Annotated in this window: 17 protein-coding genes and 2 tRNA genes; 4 read left to right on the forward strand and 15 right to left on the reverse strand. The window is 57.8% G+C overall.

Annotation, left to right across the window (positions count from 1 at the left end):
- Nucleotides 1-487: 487 nt before the first annotated feature.
- The 4 genes from ACWGZX_RS20245 to ACWGZX_RS20260 all read right to left on the reverse strand — a co-directional run bounded on the left by ACWGZX_RS20245 (nucleotide 488) and on the right by ACWGZX_RS20260 (nucleotide 5,091).
- The gene (locus ACWGZX_RS20245; RefSeq protein ID WP_452625158.1) at nucleotides 488-1,786 is read right to left on the reverse strand and encodes an AcvB/VirJ family lysyl-phosphatidylglycerol hydrolase; all 1,299 of its coding nucleotides are present in this window, start codon (nucleotides 1,784-1,786) and stop codon (nucleotides 488-490) included.
- Nucleotides 1,786-4,428, reverse strand: a complete 2,643-nt coding sequence (mprF, locus tag ACWGZX_RS20250) for a bifunctional lysylphosphatidylglycerol flippase/synthetase MprF (protein ID WP_452625159.1) — start codon at nucleotides 4,426-4,428, stop codon at nucleotides 1,786-1,788. The genes ACWGZX_RS20245 and mprF overlap by 1 nt, the downstream gene beginning before the upstream one ends.
- Nucleotides 4,429-4,706: 278 nt before the next feature.
- Nucleotides 4,707-4,783, reverse strand: a tRNA-Met gene (locus ACWGZX_RS20255).
- 231 nt (nucleotides 4,784-5,014) lie between these two features.
- Nucleotides 5,015-5,091 (reverse strand) — tRNA-Met (locus ACWGZX_RS20260).
- A 300-nt stretch (nucleotides 5,092-5,391) separates the two neighbouring features.
- Here ACWGZX_RS20260 and dinB point away from each other — a divergent pair.
- The gene (gene dinB, locus ACWGZX_RS20265) at nucleotides 5,392-6,453 is read left to right on the forward strand and encodes a DNA polymerase IV (RefSeq protein WP_452625160.1); all 1,062 of its coding nucleotides are present in this window, start codon (nucleotides 5,392-5,394) and stop codon (nucleotides 6,451-6,453) included.
- A gap of 165 nt (nucleotides 6,454-6,618) precedes the next feature.
- On the opposite strand, the gene ACWGZX_RS20270 is transcribed toward dinB, so the two are convergent.
- The 4 genes from ACWGZX_RS20270 to ACWGZX_RS20285 form a co-directional block, all read right to left on the reverse strand.
- A complete protein-coding gene (locus ACWGZX_RS20270) occupies nucleotides 6,619-7,572 on the reverse strand; it encodes a hypothetical protein (RefSeq protein WP_223512297.1) in 954 nt (317 codons plus the stop codon).
- Nucleotides 7,573-7,589: 17 nt separating this feature from the next.
- A complete protein-coding gene (locus ACWGZX_RS20275) occupies nucleotides 7,590-9,305 on the reverse strand; it encodes a proline--tRNA ligase (protein WP_452625161.1) in 1,716 nt (571 codons plus the stop codon).
- A 106-nt stretch (nucleotides 9,306-9,411) separates the two neighbouring features.
- A complete protein-coding gene (locus ACWGZX_RS20280; protein ID WP_223512293.1) occupies nucleotides 9,412-10,995 on the reverse strand; it encodes an AmpG family muropeptide MFS transporter in 1,584 nt (527 codons plus the stop codon).
- Nucleotides 10,996-11,039: 44 nt separating this feature from the next.
- Nucleotides 11,040-11,420, reverse strand: a complete 381-nt coding sequence (locus ACWGZX_RS20285; protein WP_452625162.1) for an MGMT family protein — start codon at nucleotides 11,418-11,420, stop codon at nucleotides 11,040-11,042.
- Nucleotides 11,421-11,555: 135 nt separating this feature from the next.
- Between ACWGZX_RS20285 and ACWGZX_RS20290 the strand changes: the two genes are divergently transcribed.
- Entirely contained in the window at nucleotides 11,556-12,563 is a 1,008-nt protein-coding gene (locus ACWGZX_RS20290; protein WP_452629040.1) for a DUF481 domain-containing protein, read from the forward strand.
- A gap of 86 nt (nucleotides 12,564-12,649) precedes the next feature.
- Here ACWGZX_RS20290 and ACWGZX_RS20295 read toward each other — a convergent pair whose 3' ends face one another.
- Together ACWGZX_RS20295 and ACWGZX_RS20300 are read right to left on the reverse strand one after the other, a co-directional pair.
- Complete coding sequence (locus ACWGZX_RS20295) at nucleotides 12,650-14,086, reverse strand: toxin-antitoxin system YwqK family antitoxin (protein WP_452625163.1); 1,437 nt, start codon at nucleotides 14,084-14,086, stop codon at nucleotides 12,650-12,652.
- 132 nt (nucleotides 14,087-14,218) lie between these two features.
- On the reverse strand, nucleotides 14,219-14,428 hold the full coding sequence (locus ACWGZX_RS20300; protein WP_002554837.1) for a cold-shock protein: 210 nt from the start codon (nucleotides 14,426-14,428) through the stop codon (nucleotides 14,219-14,221).
- 355 nt (nucleotides 14,429-14,783) lie between these two features.
- On the opposite strand from ACWGZX_RS20300, the gene dcd reads away from it, so the two are divergent.
- Complete coding sequence (gene dcd, locus ACWGZX_RS20305) at nucleotides 14,784-15,350, forward strand: dCTP deaminase (protein WP_090187649.1); 567 nt, start codon at nucleotides 14,784-14,786, stop codon at nucleotides 15,348-15,350.
- A gap of 107 nt (nucleotides 15,351-15,457) precedes the next feature.
- Nucleotides 15,458-15,667, forward strand: coding sequence for a hypothetical protein (locus tag ACWGZX_RS20310; RefSeq protein WP_452625164.1), 210 nt, complete (start codon nucleotides 15,458-15,460; stop codon nucleotides 15,665-15,667).
- A 110-nt stretch (nucleotides 15,668-15,777) separates the two neighbouring features.
- Here the strand turns inward: ACWGZX_RS20310 and ACWGZX_RS20315 are convergent, their stop codons facing one another.
- The 5 genes from ACWGZX_RS20315 to ACWGZX_RS20335 are packed head-to-tail and all read right to left on the reverse strand — an operon-like array spanning nucleotide 15,778 to nucleotide 19,973.
- Nucleotides 15,778-16,542 carry an ABC transporter ATP-binding protein gene (locus tag ACWGZX_RS20315; RefSeq protein WP_452625165.1) on the reverse strand — a complete coding sequence of 255 codons (765 nt, stop codon included), beginning with the start codon at nucleotides 16,540-16,542 and terminating at the stop codon, nucleotides 15,778-15,780.
- Between the two features lie 13 nt (nucleotides 16,543-16,555).
- Nucleotides 16,556-17,674 (reverse strand): succinylglutamate desuccinylase/aspartoacylase family protein, encoded by a 1,119-nt coding sequence (locus ACWGZX_RS20320; protein ID WP_452625166.1) that lies wholly within the window; start codon nucleotides 17,672-17,674, stop codon nucleotides 16,556-16,558.
- A 24-nt stretch (nucleotides 17,675-17,698) separates the two neighbouring features.
- Nucleotides 17,699-18,409: an ABC transporter permease gene (locus ACWGZX_RS20325; RefSeq protein ID WP_452625167.1), complete on the reverse strand. Its 711-nt coding sequence runs from the start codon at nucleotides 18,407-18,409 to the stop codon at nucleotides 17,699-17,701.
- Nucleotides 18,406-19,134, reverse strand: coding sequence for an ABC transporter permease (locus ACWGZX_RS20330; protein WP_027925662.1), 729 nt, complete (start codon nucleotides 19,132-19,134; stop codon nucleotides 18,406-18,408). Before ACWGZX_RS20330 ends, ACWGZX_RS20325 begins: the two co-directional genes overlap by 4 nt.
- 56 nt (nucleotides 19,135-19,190) lie before the next feature.
- A complete protein-coding gene (locus tag ACWGZX_RS20335; protein ID WP_452625168.1) occupies nucleotides 19,191-19,973 on the reverse strand; it encodes a transporter substrate-binding domain-containing protein in 783 nt (260 codons plus the stop codon).
- Nucleotides 19,974-20,157: the final 184 nt, after the last annotated feature.

Genomic DNA, 20,157 nt, shown 5'->3' on the forward strand with positions numbered 1-20,157 from the left:
GAGCGTCGCCTATAAGTAGGAAGCCCCCGTTGCCGTAAAGGTCGCGGGGGCTTTTTTGTGCCCGGTGGTGTTGAATCCACTGAGCATCCCCAGTGGGAGCGAGCTTGCTCGCGATAGCGGTCTGTCAGTCGACATCAATGGTGACTGCTCGTCCGTCATCGCGAGCAAGCTCGCTCCCACAGGGGGCGGCGGTGTTACTTGCTTTCAGGCAGTTCTTCTTCAGATTGGTCTTTGTCCGGGCCGGTCGCGAGGTCAGGATCTATCGAACGGTGTTGACGGCTCGATTTTTCCAAAGAAAAAAGTGTCCACGTTTTATGGAATGTGGACACTTGGACTTTCTAGCTTGATGAAGAGTCAAGACATTTTTCTTTTGTGCAAGATGGCCAGCCTGCACCTAAGCAGAATGCTTTTTAGGATGAGACAGTACATGTAAAAAAGCCCCCGCAACCAAACGGCTGCGGGGGCTTTTTCGTCGCGGGGGCTCAGATCACTCCTGTGCCGTCGCCTCTTCCTTGGCCTGACGCTTCTCGATGATGTCCACCAGACGCTGGGCCAGTGCCGGGTAGTTCTCGTCGAAGTGATGGCCACCAGGCAGTTTCATCGCTTCGCCCACGGCGGTCTTGTCGGTGCAGCCGCTTTCGTCGACTTCTTCTTCACCGTAGATGCACACCACTTTCTCTGGTGGCAGCTTGGCCATTTCCGGGCCGGTGGCGGCTTCTTTGCCGGCGTTGCCGAGCCAGCCTTCGACTTCGATTTCGAAGCTGCCGGTGCGGGCGAAGGCCAATAGAATGATGGCGTCGACGCGTTGTTGTTCGGATTCGGCCAGGCGGTTGTAGATCGCCGGCAGTACGTCAGCGCCGAATGAGTAACCGGTCAGGATGAAGCGCTTGGTGCCCCATTTCTGGCGGTAGTGCTGCATCAGTTCGGCGAGGTCCAGGGCGCTTTGCTCCGGGCTCTTGTGCTGCCAGTAGTAGCGCAGGGTGTCGATGCCGACGACTGGATAGCCGATCTTGGCCATCTCGCCCGCGACGTCACGGTCAAGGTCGCGCCAGCCGCCGTCACCGGAGAGGAACAGGGTGACGGTGTCCTTGGCTTGGCCAGCCGGTACTTCAACAACCGGGATTTGCAGACCGCCAGCGGCTTTGTCGCCGCCGACGAGGATTTTGCGCAGTTCGTTGTTCAGCACTTGCGGCAGGTTGATGTCGTAGTCGCTGATGCTGGTTTCGGCGTTGGGTTGATCGCGTACGAAGCCGGCGCTGGTGTCGTCCGGGTTGTCGTTCCACGCCACCAGCCAGTGGCCGTGAGCAGCGGTTTTCGGCAGTAGGTGGGTGCAGCCTGGTTTTTCCAGGGCCAGGTCGACGGAGATGGCTTGAGCCTTGTCATCCTTTTGCTCGGACAACCAGCGCCAGGCCAGCACGGCGCCAGGGCCGATACCGCTGACCAAGGTTGCCGGGCCTTTGAGTTCTCTCAAGCCCGATTGCAGTGCTCGGCTTTGCAGCAAACAGTCTTTAGGCAGAATCACTTGAACAATCTGCGCCGAACCGGAGCGGCTCAGGGTCATCAGTTGTTGGTCGCTGAGCTTCTGGTCTTCATTGACCGCCACCAGTACCTGGGCTTTCGGCGTGGTGCCGGGAATCACACGGGTCATCGCGGCGCCACCAGCGGGCGTCAACAGTTCGAGCGTCGGTGCCGGTGCCGGGCGTTTCATGTACCAGAAACCGCCACCGAGAATCAGGGCCAGCACTACCAGTGTGGCCAGTACGTACCGCAAGGAGCGTTGAATCATCAGCGTTTCACCAATCCAGTCAAGCCGCCCGCAATCAGGGCAGCAGTATCGGCCAGGGCAACCAGCGGATCGAGTCCGGCGGGCACGGCCATATAACGGGGTTCCCAGTCAGGCTGGAACTTGTCTTTGAAGCGGCGCAAGCCTTGGAAGTTGTAGAGCTGCTCACCACGGCGGAAAACCATCGAGCCCAGACGCTGAGTCAGTGGTGCACCACGACGGGGTTGCAACCCCGACAACGGCACCATGCCCAGGCTGAAACGCGCGTATCCATGTTTTTTATAATGTTGAATCAGGCCGACCATCATGAATTCCATGGTCAGCTTCGGCGCGTCCGGGTGCGCACGCATCAGGTCGAGGCTGGCCAGGTCATGGCCATAGGTCTCGAGCAGATTGGCGAATGCCACCGGGCGACCTTCGAAACGAATCACCGCAATGCGGAAGTGCTTGAGGTAGTCATCGCTGAAACGGCCGAGCGAAAAGCCTTTCTCGCGGACATTCTTGCCGGTCAGCCAGGCATCGGAAATGACCTTGAGTTCATCCATCGGGGCGTGGCCCGGCTCAAAGATCTCCAGCGACAAACCATCGCGGGTGCCACGGTTCCAGGTGTAACGCAGGTCCTTCATCTCTTTGCCCTTGGCTTCGAGATCAAAGCGATGCAGATCCACCCGGGCTTCTTCGCCCAGTTTGATCGCGGTCAGGCCGATGTCCATGTAGTACGGCAGGTTCTCGGCGCGCACTTGATAGAACACGGGGCGGGCGTGGTGGACGTCGCAGAGGTCGCGGAACTGCCAGATCATCTCGGCCCGTTGTTGCGTTGGACCAATCGGGTCATACAACGCCACTAGGCTGCGTCCACGGCGGGCGTACATCAGAAACGCCTCATCGTTAGGGTGGAACAGCAGCGCCTTGTCACCGGTCAGGGCCAGGCCGCCATCCGGTTGGGCGGAAGCCATGAGGATCTTTACGGCGCGGTTCAGTTCATCCGGCGACGGCAAGTGAATGACTGGGCGGGCGGTGCGCAGCAGCCATGTCAGGGATACCACGACCAGCAGCACGGCGGCGCCCAGCAGCGAGCGCAAGCCACGCGGCGCATCGGCATCGAGGGTGAACTGCCACCAGAGTTGGTGGCTGTACGGAACGTCCTGATACGCAAACAGCAGCAACCAGATCGAGGCACCCAGCACGCACAGGCTGGACACCAGATACAGCGGCGAGAACGGCAGTTCGGTGAGGCGGCTCGGGCGATAGAACGAGCGGCGGAAAACTCCCAGCAAACTGGCTGTGAGGGTCATCAGGCAAGCTTCTTCCCAGTCAAAACCCTTGAGCAGGGAGAGCAGGGCGCCGACCAGCAGCAAAATGGTGGTCAGCATCCAGGCCGCAGACAGGCGTCGACGCAAGCCTTGAGCCAACAAGAGACACAGCACACCAATCAGGCTGGCGCCGAAGTGCGAGGCATCGACCAGGCGATGCGGGATCAGAAAACCGACGTGTTCCAGGCGGGTGTCGATTTCCGGGGTCACGCCGGAAAACAGCAACACCACGCCGGACAGGAACACCAGCACCGCCAGAATCGGTGCCGCGAGGCCCGAAGCTGCACGCAGGGACTGACGCGACTGAAACAGGCGCTGACCTTCGTTGATCAGCAGGAACAGGCAGGCCACCAACAGGGGCAACACCACATAGATCAGTCGATACAACAGCAGGGCGGCGGCCAGTGGTGCCGCGCCGAGTGAATCGGCAAAGGCTGCCAGCAGGATCGCTTCGAATACGCCGACCCCGCCCGGCACGTGGCTGAGCACGCCCGCGGCCAATGCCAGCAAGTACACCAGCAGGAAAGCGCCGAAGGGCGGGGCCTCGGGCAGCAACAGATAGAGCACGGTCGCGGCGGCAGCCACGTCCAGGGCGGTGATGATCAGTTGCAGGAAAGTCAGGCGGCGGCCGGGCAGGCGCAAGGTGCGGCGGCCGACTTTGACCAGCAAGTTGTCAGGTGAAGGCTGATCCGGCAGGCGACGGCGGTAGATGCCGATGGCCAGGACGCTGAAGAGCAGCAGGACTGCCGCGGCAATCGCACCGAGCAATGTCTCGGACAGCCCCAAGGCAGTAGAGGCGGCAGGCAGGTTGCTGAGGGTTGCCAGGGCGGCCAGCGGTGGCAGGGCGCAACCGAGCGACAGGCTGGCAAACAACGTCATGTGAGCGACTTCTGAAGCCCCCAGACCATGACGTGCATATAAACGGTAACGAACCGAGCCACCCGAAAGCATTGAAAGGCCAATGGCATTGCCGATCGCAAAGGCCGTGAACCCGCCGAGCGCCAAAATTCGAGGCGCCAGCGTCACGCCCGCATAGCGGCTGGCCGACCATTCGTAACCCAACAGAATAATGAAGCCGGCCACGGTCGCACCCAAGGCGCCCAGCAATGCCGGTTTCGGGACTTCCAGAATCGAGTCGTGCAAAGCGTACAGATCGAGTTCGCTCAACAGGTGACGGCAGGCAATCAGCGCGATAGCGAACAACAGCAGGGTGACCGCCAGGCCGATGGGCTGACGATATTTGCTGACCTGATCGAGCAGGCGCAAACGCTCGGCCTTGATCGGCTGTGTCGCTGTGACAGTGTCTTGTGGATCAGACGAGTTGGCGCGCATCAATCACCTCTTGGATCGTGCGCGACAGGATGGAGGTATCGAGCCAAGTTACCAATCCTTGTAGATAAAAATAATCACGAATATTAACGCCTCTCACCGGGTTCCGGCGATGGTGCGTCATGAGTCGAAGAGGGGGCGGCCTGAGTTCCAGCATAGTCTGGACTCAGCAGTTTGAAGATCCCTGACGCTTCCCGGCACTGTGACAGATCATTGTTGCGAAAGGACTTTTTCGGCAGATACAAAAAAGGCCACTCTTTCGAGTAGCCTTTTTTGATGTTTGGTTGCGGGAGCCGGATTTGAACCGACGACCTTCGGGTTATGAGCCCGACGAGCTACCAGACTGCTCCATCCCGCGTCTGTGTGGCGGCATTCTACAGGCGAACGGCGAGGTGTCAACCGTTAATCCCAAGAAGGGTCAAATAAGTGTAGTTGAGCGGCGAATGGTTGCAGGGGAGACCTAAGTTTCGGAATCAGAACGATTTCTCATTTCAGACCGCATCAGCCCAAATGCTCCTTTGCTTCGCTCTGAATACAAAACAGACACGCACAAAAAAGGCCACTCTTTCGAGTAGCCTTTTTTGATGTTTGGTTGCGGGAGCCGGATTTGAACCGACGACCTTCGGGTTATGAGCCCGACGAGCTACCAGACTGCTCCATCCCGCGTCTGTGTGTCGGCATTCTACAGAGGATCGCTGGGGTGTCAACCTTCAATATTGGAAAAACCTCTTCCTGTTCAACCGCTTAGCTTGAAAATAGGGTGGCGTAAATGGCTGTAAGGCAGGCGTGGCAAGGCTTGCAGCTCTATTGGCAGGTTGCGTTCGATTGAAAAAATAAATGCACGGCGTACTTTCCTACGGGTGAAAAAGAACATTCCGAGTACTGGTGCTATATACAGGTGTCAGTGAGATACTGCCTATCTGACTCTCCAACGCTCCTTTTCTTCGTCACGAACTGCGCTTTTATATGACTCAGCGAAAAATCATCCACGTCGACTGTGACTGCTTCTACGCCGCCATCGAGATGCGTGACGACCCGCGCCTGGCCGGTAAACCGTTGGCAGTGGGTGGTTCGGCGGATCGACGGGGGGTGATTGCGACCTGTAACTATGAAGCGCGGGCCTATGGCGTACGTTCGGCCATGTCTTCCGGGCATGCGTTGAAGCTGTGCCCGGACCTGACCATCGTCAAGCCGCGCATGGATGCCTATAGAGAAGCGTCGAAGGAAATTCACACGATCTTTCGCGATTACACCGACATGATCGAGCCGCTGTCCCTCGATGAGGCCTACCTCGACGTGTCGGACAGCGCGCATTTCGGTGGCAGTGCTACGCGTATCGCCCAGGACATCCGTCGGCGAGTGTCCAATCAATTGCACATCACCGTGTCGGCCGGTGTGGCGCCGAACAAGTTTCTGGCCAAGATCGCCAGTGACTGGAAAAAGCCCAACGGCTTGTTCGTCATCACCCCGGATCAAGTGGAAGACTTTGTCAGCGGCTTGCCGGTGAGCAAGTTGCACGGTGTAGGCAAAGTCACTGCTGACAAGCTAGGCAGGCTCGGCATCGTTGATTGCTCGCATTTGCGCGAGTGGGACAAATTGGCGCTGGTGCGCGAATTCGGCAGTTTCGGCGAACGACTCTGGAGCCTGGCCCGTGGGATCGATGAGCGTTTGGTCCACAACGACAGTCGTCGGCAGTCGATCAGTGTTGAAAACACCTATGACGTGGACCTGCCGGATCTGGTGAGCTGTCTGGATAAATTGCCTGAGCTGCTGGAAACCCTCGCGGGGCGCATGGCGCGAATCGACAGCAGCTATCGGCCCGGCAAGCCGTTCGTCAAAGTGAAATTCCATGACTTTACCCAGACGACACTGGAGCAGGCCGGAGCAGGGCGGGATTTGGGGAGTTATCAGTTGCTGCTGACCCAGGCGTTCAATCGCGGCGGGAAACCGGTGCGGTTGTTGGGGGTTGGGGTAAGGCTTGAGGATTTGCGGGGCGGGTTTGAGCAGATGGAGTTGTTTGAGCGGTAGTGGGCAGATCTTAATGTTGAAGTGAATGTAAGGCCGCCTTCGCGAGCAGGTCGAATCGTCGCACCATCGCTCCCACAGTTGACCGAGTTGTTCAGACGAACGCGGACTAATGTGGGAGCGAGCCTGCTCCGGGCGGCGTTCCGACGAAGCTTTTAGCTTTAGCTTTTAATTCGGCCCCGGATCCGCAACCAAGCGCCCGGCATCCTTGGTCAACGACTTGAGGAATTCGGTCTGCAACTCGGGATCGTTGCGCGTCAGTTCGATCAGGCTTTGCTCCAGCTCGCTGGCTTCTTCTTCCAGACCCAGTTCCGACAGGCGCTTGACCCGGTGTACCCACTGGCTCACTTCGTCGTCTTCGAGATCGTCGTAAATCAGCCCGTGGGCTTCGAGCAACTTGCCACGCAAAGAACTGCTGACTTCCAGGGATGTGTTGGTGTGCACATCGTCGTTGCCATCTTCGACGCTGATCAGCAGGCGGGTTAAATGGTTGATGTCATGTTCGGCAAACGGGCTGTCCAGCAGATTCACGCGCAAAACGCCGTTTTTGTCGGTGCTCAGCTCGAACGTTTCCTTGCCGGCCTTGACCTCCACCGGACGCTCGCTCCATGGCAGACTCGAGTATTCGGTGCGTTTGTCGAGCTGAACTTCGTCGATGCCGGCCAGGTTTTGTTGCGCACGACCGTGAGACTGCACGTTCATGAACGGGTTGAGCCCGGCGAAACCGTAGCTCAGCCAATCCTTGGTCACGCTGTCCGGCAGGTTGCCAAGCGTAAACACGTTGACCACGTTCGCGCCGACACCGGCCACTACAGCCACCGCGCCCAGTGGGATCTCATAGACCTCCCGCCAGGGTTGGTAAGGTGTGTAGCGATCATAGTTGCGAGTGACTTCGAATTCGGTGACTTCGAAGGTCTTCTGCTCGTGGATTTTCACCCGACGTTGCGGCAGATCAAGCACCTTGGGATCACCGACATCGATCTGCAGGCTGTGATCGAGCAATTTGCGCTCGACACGTTCCTCGTGCTCGCTACGTTGCGACATCTGATTGGCGCAGCCGCTGACCAGCAGGGTGCCGCACAGGGCGGCACCACCGAGGCCTAAGGTGTTTCGCTTGAACATGACTTCTCTATCTGGTGTCAGCGGCGGATACGGGCCTGGAGGAAAGACAGCACGTCGGCGACCGGCAGCGCTTGCGCTTCAGGTTCGGTGCGGCTCTTGTATTCCAGATTGCCTTCGGCAAGGCCACGATCACTGACCACGATCCGGTGAGGAATGCCGATCAGCTCCATGTCCGCGAACTTGATGCCCGGGCTGGTCTTCTTGTCGCGGTCGTCCAGCAGAACTTCGAAGCCGGCTGCAGTCAGTTCTGCATAGAGCTTGTCGGTGGCTTCGCGAACCTGTTCGGTTTCGTAGCGCAGTGGCACCAGCGCAACCTGGAACGGCGCAAGCGTGTCGCTCCAGATGATCCCGTTGGCGTCGTTGTTCTGCTCGATGGCGGCCGCCACCACGCGGGAAACGCCGATGCCGTAGCAACCCATTTCCAGGGTGACCGGCTTGCCGTTCTCGCCCAGCACTTCGCACTTCATCGCTTTGCTGTACTTGTTGCCCAGCTGGAAGATGTGCCCGACTTCGATACCGCGCTTGATTTCCAGCGTGCCCTTGCCATCAGGACTTGGGTCGCCGGCTACCACGTTACGCAGGTCAGCGACGGTTGGAACAGGCAGATCACGCTCCCAGTTCACGCCGAAGTAGTGTTTGTCGTCGATGTTGGCACCAATGCCGAAGTCGCTCATCAGCTCGACGGAACGGTCGATGATGATCGGCAGCGGCAGGTTCAACGGGCCGAGGGAACCGGCACCGGCGCCAATGGCGTCGCGCAGTTCGCTTTCGGACGCCATGACCAGAGGGCTGGCAACGCCTGGCTGGTTGCCGGCCTTGATTTCGTTCAGTTCGTGGTCGCCACGGATGATCAGGGCAATCAGCTTGCCTGGCTCTTCAGCGTGAACCACCAGGGTCTTGATGGTCTTTTCGATCGGCAGGTTGAAGCCTTCGACCAGTTGCGCAATGGTCTTGGCGTTCGGGGTGTCGACCAGGCGCAGCTCTTCGGCAGGTAGCGCGCGCGAGGTTTCGCGTGGTACCGCTTCGGCTTTTTCGATGTTCGCCGCGTAGTCGGAGCCGTTGCTGAAGACGATGTCATCTTCGCCGGATTCGGCCAATACGTGGAATTCGTGGGAGCCGGCACCGCCGATGGAACCGTTGTCGGCTTCTACAGGGCGGAACTTCAGGCCCAGACGGGTGAACACGTTGCAGTAAGCCTGGTGCATGCGGTCGTAGGTGACTTGCAGCGAAGGCTGGTCAGCGTGGAACGAATAGGCGTCCTTCATGATGAATTCACGACCGCGCATCAAACCGAAGCGTGGGCGGATTTCATCGCGGAATTTGGTCTGGATCTGGTACAGGTTGATCGGCAGCTGTTTGTAGCTGCTCAACTCATTGCGCATCAGATCGGTGATCACTTCTTCGTGGGTCGGGCCCGCGCAGAAATCACGACCATGGCGATCCTTGAAGCGCAGCAATTCAGGGCCGTACTCTTCCCAACGACCGGATTCCTGCCACAGCTCAGCCGGTTGTGTGCTCGGCATCAACACTTCAAGAGAGCCTGCGGCGTTCATTTCTTCACGAACGACGGCTTCGACCTTGCGCATCACTCGCAAGCCCATCGGCAGCCAGGTGTAGAGGCCCGAGGCGAGTTTGCGGATCATGCCGGCGCGCAGCATCAGCTGATGGCTGATCACGACCGCGTCGGAAGGCGTTTCTTTCTGTGTGGCGAGCAAAAATTGACTGGTGCGCATGGTTGGCCGTTGTCGGTTGCTGATGACGAGAAATGACGGAGCATTGTACGGGCGAGATCCGCTGGCGTACAGGCATGCGGTCGGTGGTGTGGCAGGAGGGCGGGAATCACACCGCCCTTTGCGATGATTCCTGCGATTCTTCCACGATTTGGGGCGGAGCGGGCTCTGGCGTCGGTGTCGGGCCTGCGCGACGGCTCTCCTGGAACCAGTGGAGGGCGATCAACAGCAGTGTCGGAACGCCGAGCAGGGCGGTGATCAAGAAGAAGTTGTGATAGCCGAACTTCTCGACCATGACCCCCGAGTAGCCGCCGATCAGGCGTGGCAGCAGCAGCATGATCGAGCTGAGCAGGGCGTACTGGGTGGCGGAAAACTTGAGGTTGGTCAGGCTCGACAGGTAGGCGACGAACGCCGATGTCGCCAGGCCCGAGCTGAAGTTGTCCAGGGAAATGGTGAGGATCAGCATGTTCAGGTTGGCGCCCATGTCGGCGAGCATCAGGAACAGCAGGTTAGTGCCGGCCGACGCAATGCCGCCGATCAGCAGAATCGGCAGAATGCCGAAGCGCACAATCAGCAGGCCGCCCATGCCGGCGCCGACCAGGGTCATGATCAAGCCAAAGATTTTGCTGACGCTGGCGATTTGATCCTTGGTGAAACCCTGGTCGATGTAGAACACGTTGGCCATCACGCCCATGACCGTATCGGACATCCGGTACGTGGCGATCAGCCCCAGCAGCAGGAAGGCTTGCCAGCGGTAACGCAGAATGAAGTCGTTGACCGGCGTCAGCACCGGCGCCAGTCCGCGGCGGCCCATGCTCGACAGGCACAGGGCGGTCAGCGTGATGTAGAGGATCGCCCGCAGAAGCGCCCGGTCTTCGAGTACCAGGTCGAGCAGGCTCACACCTTCAAACAGGACGCTGGCGAAGTCGGTGTAGTAGAGCTGAGTGAACATGGCGGGCACGGACACCAGCAACACGATCAGCACAAACACTGACGCCAGTTGATGCACAAAGCTGTAACGGCCGGCCTGAAGCTGTGTGCGCAGTGGTACGGGTGGTTCGCGCATGAACACCGAGGTGATCAATGCTGGAACCATCAGGGCGCCGAACAGCACGTAGGTACCCGCCCAGGCCGAATGCTGATAGTTGAAACCGGTGGAGCCGAAACCCTCGGCGAAGAACAGCGCGCCGGCAGTCGCAAGCAGCGCGGCGATCCGATAACCCGACATGTAACTGGCGGCGAGTGCCGCCTGGCGACTGTCTTCGGCGATTTCCAGGCGATAGGCGTCGACCGCAATGTCCTGCGTCGCCGAGGCGAAGGCGACCACCACCGCGATGGCGATCAGCCAGGACAAATGCTTTTGTGGGTCGCAAAAACCCATGCCTACCAGGCCGAGGATCACCAGCGCCTGCGATAGCACCAGCCACGAGCGTCGTCGCCCCAGCTTGCCGAGAAATGGCAGGCGCCATTGATCGAGCAGGGGGGACCAGACCCATTTAAAGGCGTAGGCCAAGCCAATGAGACTTGCATAACCAATGGTTTCGCGAGCTACACCTGCCTCGCGAAGCCAGACGGAAAGCGTCGAAAACACCAGCATGTAGGGCAGGCCGGCGGCGAAACCAAGCAGCAACAACACAAGCGTCGAGGGGCTGGCATAGGCGGCGAGCGCGGCGCGCCAGGTTTTACGGGGCATGGGCTGGAGTCTGCCTCAAGAATTACGGAAACAAAGCGCGCACTCTAACCGCTGTGCTCTACCGGGCGCCAGCCATGGCGCTGAATATCAACACGATTATTCTGGATGCTGACACCTTCCGAGCGCAATCGCGCGCGCTGCTCATCCCCCGAAGGGCTGCCCACAGGCAGGCTGATCCGACCGCCGGCACCGAGAACCCGATGCCAGGGCAGTTTGGTGTCGCCCGGCAATTGGCTCAACGTGCGTCCGACCCAGCGGGCAGCGCGACCGAGTCCGGCCAGCTCCGCGAGTTGACCATAGCTCACCACTTTGCCTTCAGGCACTTGGGCCAGGGTCAGGTAGAGCGCCGTGCGTCGGATTTGCGCTGCATTGTCGGATTCAGAGGTTGGTTCGGTCACGTCCGCAATTCCTGAAAAAGGTCGCATTGCCGTTTGTAGAGTAAATCCCGGATCACTGTTTGAGAAATGAACTCAACAGGAATAGTCGGATCAGTCCTTGCTAGGGTCTTATTCCAGAGGATAATGCCGACTTTTTATCGCAAACTGAGTCTGTTTTTGCTTATGTTGTCCAGAACCCTGCTTTGCCTCGCAGTCCTGAGTGCTGCCACACCCTTGCTCGCCGATACCGTCTGGTTGAAGAACGGTGACAAGTTGAGCGGCAAGATCACGTTGTTCGATGGCGGCAAATTGGTGATCCAGACGGAGTACGCCGGCGCGGTCCCGATCGACTGGAAACAGGTCAAAACCCTGGAAAGCGACCAGGAGTTGCTGGTCAAGCAGGATGCGTACACGGGCGAGAAGGCCAAGTCACTGCATGCTGCCGGCGACGGCAAGGTGACGCTGGAAAATGGCGAGGCTCCCAAGACGGTGGAACTGGCCAGTATTCAGCAGATTCTCAAGCCCAAGCCGGTGGTCGAAGATCTGGTGTGGAAGGGGAACATCGACGCAGCGCTGGATTACCAGCGGGCGGAAAACGATACAGATGACTACGGCATCAACTTCAAGACGACTGCGCGCCATGGTAAATGGCGGCACACAGCGGAAGGCGAGTACAACCGCGAATTCCAGGATGACGTCGTTACGACTGACAACTGGCGGGCTGAATACTCGCTCGACCGCTTCTTGACCGAGAAATGGTTCTGGCAAGGCCGGGCAGTCTATAAGCGCGACAAAGTCGAAAACCTTTCCCGTCAGCGCACCTTGGGTACCGGTCCGGGTTACCAGTTCTGGGACGACGAATTGGGCGCATTCTCCCTGGGCTCGCTGGTCAATCGTACGGACTATGAGTTCACGGACGGCAACAAGGACAACTTCTATGCCCTGGCGATGACGTGGGATTACAACCGCTACCTGATTGGCAAGAAGGTGGAGTTCTTCACCAATGGTGAAGTGGCCAAGCCGTTGTCAGACGTGGCCAATTACGCACTCGATACTGAAATGGGCTTGCGCTACAAGGTGACCGAATGGGCGTCGCTTAACCTGAAGGCTGAGCGCGACGTCGTCAGCGGTACCGAAGACGCTGATTTGGACCAGACCCGCTACACCGCCGGGTTTGGCGTGGCCTGGTAGGCTGGTGTCTTTAAGTTGTTAAGAGCGAAAAGCCCTGCAGTCACATCGATTGTGGGGATTTTTTTGAGTGCGTGTCCCGTCCTCAATTAATTCATTCGCGTGCATTCGCCTTGGCGTTCACCTGCTTCGTAGTGACACTCAAGGCTCAAGGTTCCGTCCTGTGCCCAGAAGCGGCCGATACCCTGCGTAAGGTTATCCTTGTATTCAACTGACGTATTCATCTGGCCTTTTTCGTACCAGGTGCGTAGGTAGCCTTCAAGTTTTCCGTCCTTGTAGGTCTTTTGATTTTTAAGCTGGCCGTTTTCGTACCATTCCTCAAAATCACCCTGCTCGCGGTGCTTTTCGTCCCACTGCCATCGCACGGTTTTTACGCCGTCCTCATTCCATCGCTCATAGCTACGTTGAACTCCATCCTTGTAAAACTGCTTTTCTTCCACCTTGCCATTGATGAAGTAGCTCATCAGCCAGCCATCTGGTTTTCCGTCCTTATCTTCACGAGTGTGACGTACAGCGCCGTTTTCAAAGTAGTGAGGGCTTGGGCCTTGCGATTTGCCTGAGACGAAAATTGTTCGGCTTTTCAGCTTTCCGCTAGGGTAGTAGCTGAGGGCGGGGCCGTCCCAGACATCATTTTTGTAATTGGTGCGGCCGATCAGTGCTCCGTTTTCGTCGTATTCGAGGTATTCGCCATCCACCCGCTTGCCTTGGTACCAGTTGTACGACTCTGCGATCTTGCCATTGTCGTGATAAATGGTCTGCCAGCCTTCCAGTTTGTTATTCAGATAGTTTTCACGCTTGATGACGATACCGTTTTCGGATTGTGTTAGGGCTTCGCCTTGGCGCAAGCCATTTGCATCGTTCTGCTGGACCCGGCGGAGTTTTCCGCTTGGGTAAAACGCTTTGGAGGTGAAGACGGGGCTGCCTGAAACAAAATCCTCGGCGTTGACGAAATAGTCGCGACGTAGAGTTTGGGTGTCGACGTAAAAAATTTCCGCTTTCCATGCCTTAAGGTCGGTGTCGTAAGGCATTGGCATCTTCAAATAGAAGGACGCTTGGCCTTTGCCGATCGGCGCAAAATGCTCGTCGAGATAGAGCTTGCCATTGACCAAAGGTGTCATCAGTTCGCCGCACTCTTCTGGAGTGCAGGGGCGCACCTTCTCAAAAAACGCTCGTTTACGTTCGCAAGCCGAGAGCGTTATCAAGAGTGGGATTTTTTGGTCGATCAGTTCCTGGACTTCGTCGAGGGCGCGACGAAACGACTCGTCTGGAATGCCTGCGGATTCCGGAGTGAGGTAGATCTCATTACTCCCGCAAGCGTGAGGAGTTGAAAGCGTCAGGAGCGCTGCAGCTCTAAGCTGAATGGCGGCGTGACCATTGACCTCGGGACCCTTCGCTAAATAGGTTGCGCGAGGGTTCATGTCGACGATCACTGTCGGGTGGTCGGAGGGTGTTTCAGCGTAGGTTGTGAGTGGCTGCGTGAGTACGAGCAGCGCGGAGCTGATTGACTTCCAAGAGATGAATTGCATCCTGCTTCTTCCATGTGATTTTCCAGGGCGCGAATCATATAGAGGTGAAGCTGAGATGGGGGGATACAAAACATTCAGGCACAAAAAAGCCCCGCTTTTAAGGGCGGGGCTTTTTACTAAAGCAAGTACAAGTTAGATAACTTGAACTTCTTCAGCTTGCATGCCTTTCTGACCGCGGGTAGCGATGAAAGAAACCTGTTGGCCTTCTTTCAGGCTTTTGAAGCCGTCGGATTGGATAGCTTTGAAGTGAACGAACAGGTCGTCACCGGATTGTGGAGTGATGAAGCCGAAGCCTTTTTCATCGTTGAACCACTTAACGGTACCGGTTTGGCGATTAGACATGGTGTAACTCCTTGAACAAAGATAACTGCGACTCAGGAAGAACCCTGGCCGAGACTGAGTGCAAAGAGCAGGAAAAATTCTTGTAGATGGTTGGATCGAAATTCAACATATCGTGTAGAGATTCTCAGTGACACAAGCAGCACAGTGGCGCCACCTTAACCCTTTTTCCCGAACGTGCCAATGCTTCTTGCGAAGGTTTCTCTGAATTCAGGACTGACGGTCTATCGAATTTGGGGAAAGGCCCTGAATTCAGGGGGGATCCGGGAGAATTGTGCCCCTGGACTTTGAACCCGGAGCGCGCGCCCGGTAAGATGCCGGACAGAATTTTTCCACCTCGCTATTCAGGACACCCGCCATGAGCATCAAATCGGACAAGTGGATTCGCCGCATGGCGCAAGAGCACGGCATGATCGAACCCTTCGTTGAGCGCCAGATGCGCGGGGAAGGCGCCGAGCGCGTGATTTCCTACGGTGTTTCGAGCTATGGCTACGACGTGCGCTGCGCCGATGAATTCAAGGTGTTCACCAACATCAATTCGGCAACCGTTGATCCGAAGAATTTCGACGAGAAGAGCTTCGTCGACGTTAAAAGCGATGTTTGCATCATTCCGCCAAACTCTTTCGCCCTGGCCCGTACCGTGGAATTCTTCCGCATTCCACGCAACGTGCTGACCATCTGCCTGGGTAAAAGCACTTACGCGCGCTGCGGCATTATCGTCAACGTGACGCCTCTTGAGCCTGAGTGGGAAGGGCATGTGACGCTGGAGTTCTCCAACACCACGACACTGCCGGCGAAAATCTACGCCAACGAAGGCGTTGCACAGATGCTGTTCTTCGAATCCGACGAAGAGTGCGAAGTTTCCTATAAAGACCGTGGCGGCAAATATCAGGGCCAGCTCGGCGTCACCCTGCCGCGCACCTGATCCGTTCATCTGGACAGTCAGCGGGAATTCTGGAGCGGGTAGACACTCTATGGGGTGTACTGCCCGGTTCGCGCACAGCGGACCGGGCCTTCGCTCAGGAGTGCTTTATGAAGATCGATCCGCGAATAAGTGCCGAACTGGCAAGGCTTGAGCCCAATCAGGTTGGCGTTTTGGCATGGTCCTTGTTGGCACACCCGCCAATCAGCATGGCAGGTGGTATCCCCGGCCAGCCTGATCCCGATACCCCCAACGAAGAACCCACCGAGCCTGGCGAGCCGACGCTGCCGGATGAGCCGCCTCCAGCGCCCGTAGCCTGACACCCAAAATGCACGTAGGAGCAATGCTTGCTTGCGATGAACGAAAACGCGGTCGTTAATGGACCGAGTTGCATTCATCGCGAGCAAGCTTTGCTCCTACGGGTGATGGATTATTTCAGGTTGCCGCTGAGGAACTGCTTCAACCGCTCGCTCTTCGGATTACCCAGCACGTTTTCCGGCGCGCCTTCTTCTTCCACCAGCCCTTTGTGCAGGAACAGTACCTGGCTGGAGACTTTGCGGGCGAAGCTCATTTCGTGCGTCACCATGATCATCGTCCGGCCTTCTTCGGCCAGACCCTGGATCACTCGCAATACTTCACCCACCAGTTCCGGGTCGAGCGCCGACGTCGGTTCGTCAAACAGCATGACTTCTGGTTCCATGGCTAGCGCGCGAGCAATGGCGACCCGCTGTTGCTGGCCACCGGAGAGGAACGCCGGGTACTGATCGGCAACGCGCGAGGCCAGGCCGACCTTGTCCAGATAACGTCGGGCGCGGTCTTCGGCCTCTTCCTTGCTGCAACCCAACACCCGGCGCGGGGCCATGGTGATGTTTTCCAGCACGGTCATGTGGCTCCACAGGTTGAAGTGCTGGAACACCATGGCCAGGCGGGTGCGGATCCGTTGCAGCTCATTGGCATCGGCCACGTGCATGCCGTGACGATCCTTGATCATGCGGATGTTCTGCCCGTCGAGGCTCATGGCGCCGTCGTTGGGTTGTTCAAGAAAGTTGATGCAGCGCAGGAACGTACTTTTGCCCGAGCCGCTGGCGCCGATCAGGCTGATGACATCACCGGTGTTGGCCTTGAGCGAAACGCCTTTGAGAACTTCATGATCGCCATAGCTTTTATGCAGGCCTTCGATGGTCAGTTTGTACATGGGGCATGCATCCTCAAGGCGAAAGTAGGTAGCCGCTGCGATAGGCTTCGGCGCCCGCGACGTGCGCGATCACCATGCCGGCAGTGGCCATGCGACGTAGCGAGCGGGCGTACATCAGCCCGGCGGCGGTGCAATGAACGGGGGTGACGCGATCATTGATCGGGTCAATGATTTCGGCGATCAGTTGCCCGGCTTCCAGGTACTCCCCCGGCAGCGCGGTGAACACCAGCAGGCCACCGACAGGAGTGGCTACAGGTTCCACGCCCGCCAGCGGCGTGGCCGGGTAGGGCAGCTCAGGCAGTGGCGCCGGTTCGCCGGCAATGGCGCCGAAGTGAATCAGGTAATTGATCAGCGCCTGGCAATCGAGGCTGGCCAGCGGATGATTGACGTCACCCTGGCCGCGCAATTCGACCGTCACCGATAAACTGCCCAGCGGAATGTCGAAGCGTTCGCCGAAGCGCTCCCTCAACTGCCACCAGAGCAGGGTGAAACATTCATCGAACGATTGACCGCCGGAATCGGTGGCCAGCAAGCTCGCCTCGGCACCGATGTATCGCGCCAAGGGCTCGACGTGCGGCCAGGCTTCCGGCGTGGTGTAAAGGTGCGTGACGGCTTCGAAATCGCAATGCAGGTCCAGCACCATGTCCGCATCGCAGGCCAGGCGTTGCAGGGTCAGTCGCTGGGATTGCAGTTGAGTGCTGGCGGTTTGCTTGGCCAGGGCGTTGCGCAAACTGTCGCGGATCAGCCCGAGGTTACGCTGCGGATCGTCGCCGAGTTGGCCTTCGATCTCATTGCCGACCGCTTCGCTCACATCGACGAACCAGCGATTGAAGTTCTGACCGCTTTCGAGCTCGAAACGCCCCAGCGGAACCTCCAACAACACTTGTTCCAGCCCGATCGGATTGGCCACCGGCACCAATACGATCTCGCTGCGCAGCCGGCCGGCGGCTTCGAGTTCGGCCAAGCGTTGCTTGAGGTGCCAAGCGACCAGCATGCCGGGCATTTCATCGGCGTGCAGTGACGACTGAATGTAAATCTTGCCTTGGGCCGACGTGGGGCCGTAATGAAAACTGTGAATCTGTCGTGCGGTCCCCGGCAGCGGGGCCAGCAGGTCATGAATCTGGTGGCGCATGTCTCTTTATTCCTAAAGCGGGTCCTAGTGGCTCGGCCCGAGGAAGGCCAGCCATCGCCGTTCGGCGAGACGGAACAGGCCAACCAGCGCAAAGGTCACGGTCAGGTAAATCAGTGCGGCAATGCCGAACGACTGAAAGGTCAGGAAGGTCGCCGAGTTGGCGTCCCGAGCGACTTTCAATATGTCCGGAATGGTCGCGGTGAACGCCACAGTCGTCGAGTGCAGCATCAGAATCACTTCGTTGCTGTAATACGGCAGCGAGCGACGCAGGGCTGACGGCATGATCACGTAGGCATACAGCTTCCAGCCGGTCAGGCCATACGCCTTGGCGGCTTCGACTTCACCGTGGTTCATGCTGCGAATCGCCCCGGCGAAAATCTCTGTGGTGTAGGCGCAGGTGTTCAGGGCGAAGGCGAGGATGGTGCAGTTCATCGCATCGCGAAAGAACGCATCCAGCACCGGTTGGGCGCGAATGGCAGCCAGACTGTAAATCCCGGTGTAGCAAATCAGCAGCTGAATATAGAGCGGCGTACCCCGAAACAGATAGGTGTAGAACTGCACCGGCCAACGGATGTAGAAGTGCGGCGATACCCGGGCGATAGACAACGGGATCGACACCAGAAAGCCGATGAAGATCGAGGCGCTGAGCAGCCACATCGTCATGGCCAGGCCGGTGATGTTGTTGCCGTCGCTATAGAGGAAAGGTTTCCAGTATTCCTGCAGAAGTTCGATCATCGTACGGCCTCCCGGGTACCGGCGGAGTAACGACGTTCAAGCCAGCGCAGAATGAAGTTGGACGCGCTGGTGATTACCAGATAGATCAGCGCGGCAAGTACCAGAAAGTAAAATAGCTGATAGGTGCTTTTACCGGCATCCTGCGCAGCCTTGACCAGATCGGCAAGGCCGATGATCGACACCAGCGCGGTGGCCTTGAGCATCACCATCCAGTTGTTACCGATACCCGGCAGGGCATAACGCATCATCTGCGGGAACACTACGATCCAGAAACGCTGGCCGCGCTTGAGGCCATAAGCGGTGGCCGCTTCGACCTGACCCCGTGGGACGGCGAGAATCGCACCACGGAAGGTTTCGGTGAAATACGCACCATAGATGAAGCCAAGGGTGATGACCCCGGCGCTGAACGGGTTGATCTCGATGTATTCCCATTCCATGTAATCGGTCAGCGACGTCAGCCAGGTTTGCAGGCTGTAGAAAATCAGCAGCATCAGGACCAGGTCCGGAACGCCGCGAATAAGTGTGGTGTAAAGCTGGGCAGGCACGCGCATCAGTTTGACTTTTGACAGCTTGGCACTGGCGCCGAGTAGCCCGAGCAACACGGCTACCAATAGCGACAACGCCGACAACTTGATCGTCATCCAGGTGCCTTGCATCAGCAACGGACCGAAGCCCTTGAGGCTGAAGGCTGAGAGCCCCAGATTTTGTAATAGGTTTTCGAACATAAATCAGCAACCTGATCGGATGAAAAAAGCGCCCATCGCGAGATGGGCGCCGGGCATTATTTGCCGCTGAACAGATTCAGACCGCCAAAGTGTTTCTTCTGAATGGTGGCGTAGGTGCCATCATCGTGTAACGCTTTGATACCTTTATCCAAAAGTGCTTTCAGCTCGGTGTTACCTTTCTTAATGCCGACGGCAGTTTTGGCTGGTAGCAGTTCGTTGTCGACTGGCTTGCTGACATCATAGTCGGCGCCCTGTGGCGACTTCAGGAAGCCCAGTTCGGCTTGCAGCATGTCCTGAATCCCTGCATCGAGACGACCGGAAGTCAAGTCGGCATAGACCTGATCCTGGTTGGCATAGGCCTGGGTTTTCACGCCGGCCTTGTCCAGAACGGCTTTGGCATAGGCTTCTTGAATGGTGCCTTGTTCGTAGCCGACGGTTTTGCCCTTGAGCGAAGCGACGTCCGCCGTCACTCCAGAACCCTTCTTGGACACGTAGGCGGTTGGGCCGGAGAACAGCTCGCTGGAGAAGTCGATGACTTTTTCGCGGGCCGGGGTGACGGTCATCGAAGAGATCACACCGTCGAATTTATTGGCCTTGAGGCCAGGAATCATGCCGTCGAAATCGCTTTCGACCCATTTGCACTTGACCTTCAGCTCGGCGCAGATCGCGTTCCCCAGATCGATGTCGAAGCCGACCAGGCTACCGTCGGCCGCTTTGGACTCGAACGGTGCGTAGGAAGGGTCAACGCCAAAACGCAATTCTTTGTATTCCTTGGCCAGCGCGGAGCCCGCAGCCATGCACAACGCCAGTGCAGAAAAGGTCAGCAATGCTTTTTTCATTATTCAATCCCTTAAGAACCAATATGAGCGCTTGTGGCGCAGAATTATTGTTACTGGAAAGCGTAAGACCTGATGAAAGTAGCAATTTCCGAACCAGAGTCCCGAACAAGCGTTTTAAAAGGTCATACAAGAAATGACTGCGCGGCAATTGTGCACGAAAACGGGCGTCATGAAAGCGCTGCAC

This window comes from Pseudomonas sp. CLCA07 (assembly GCF_053615335.1).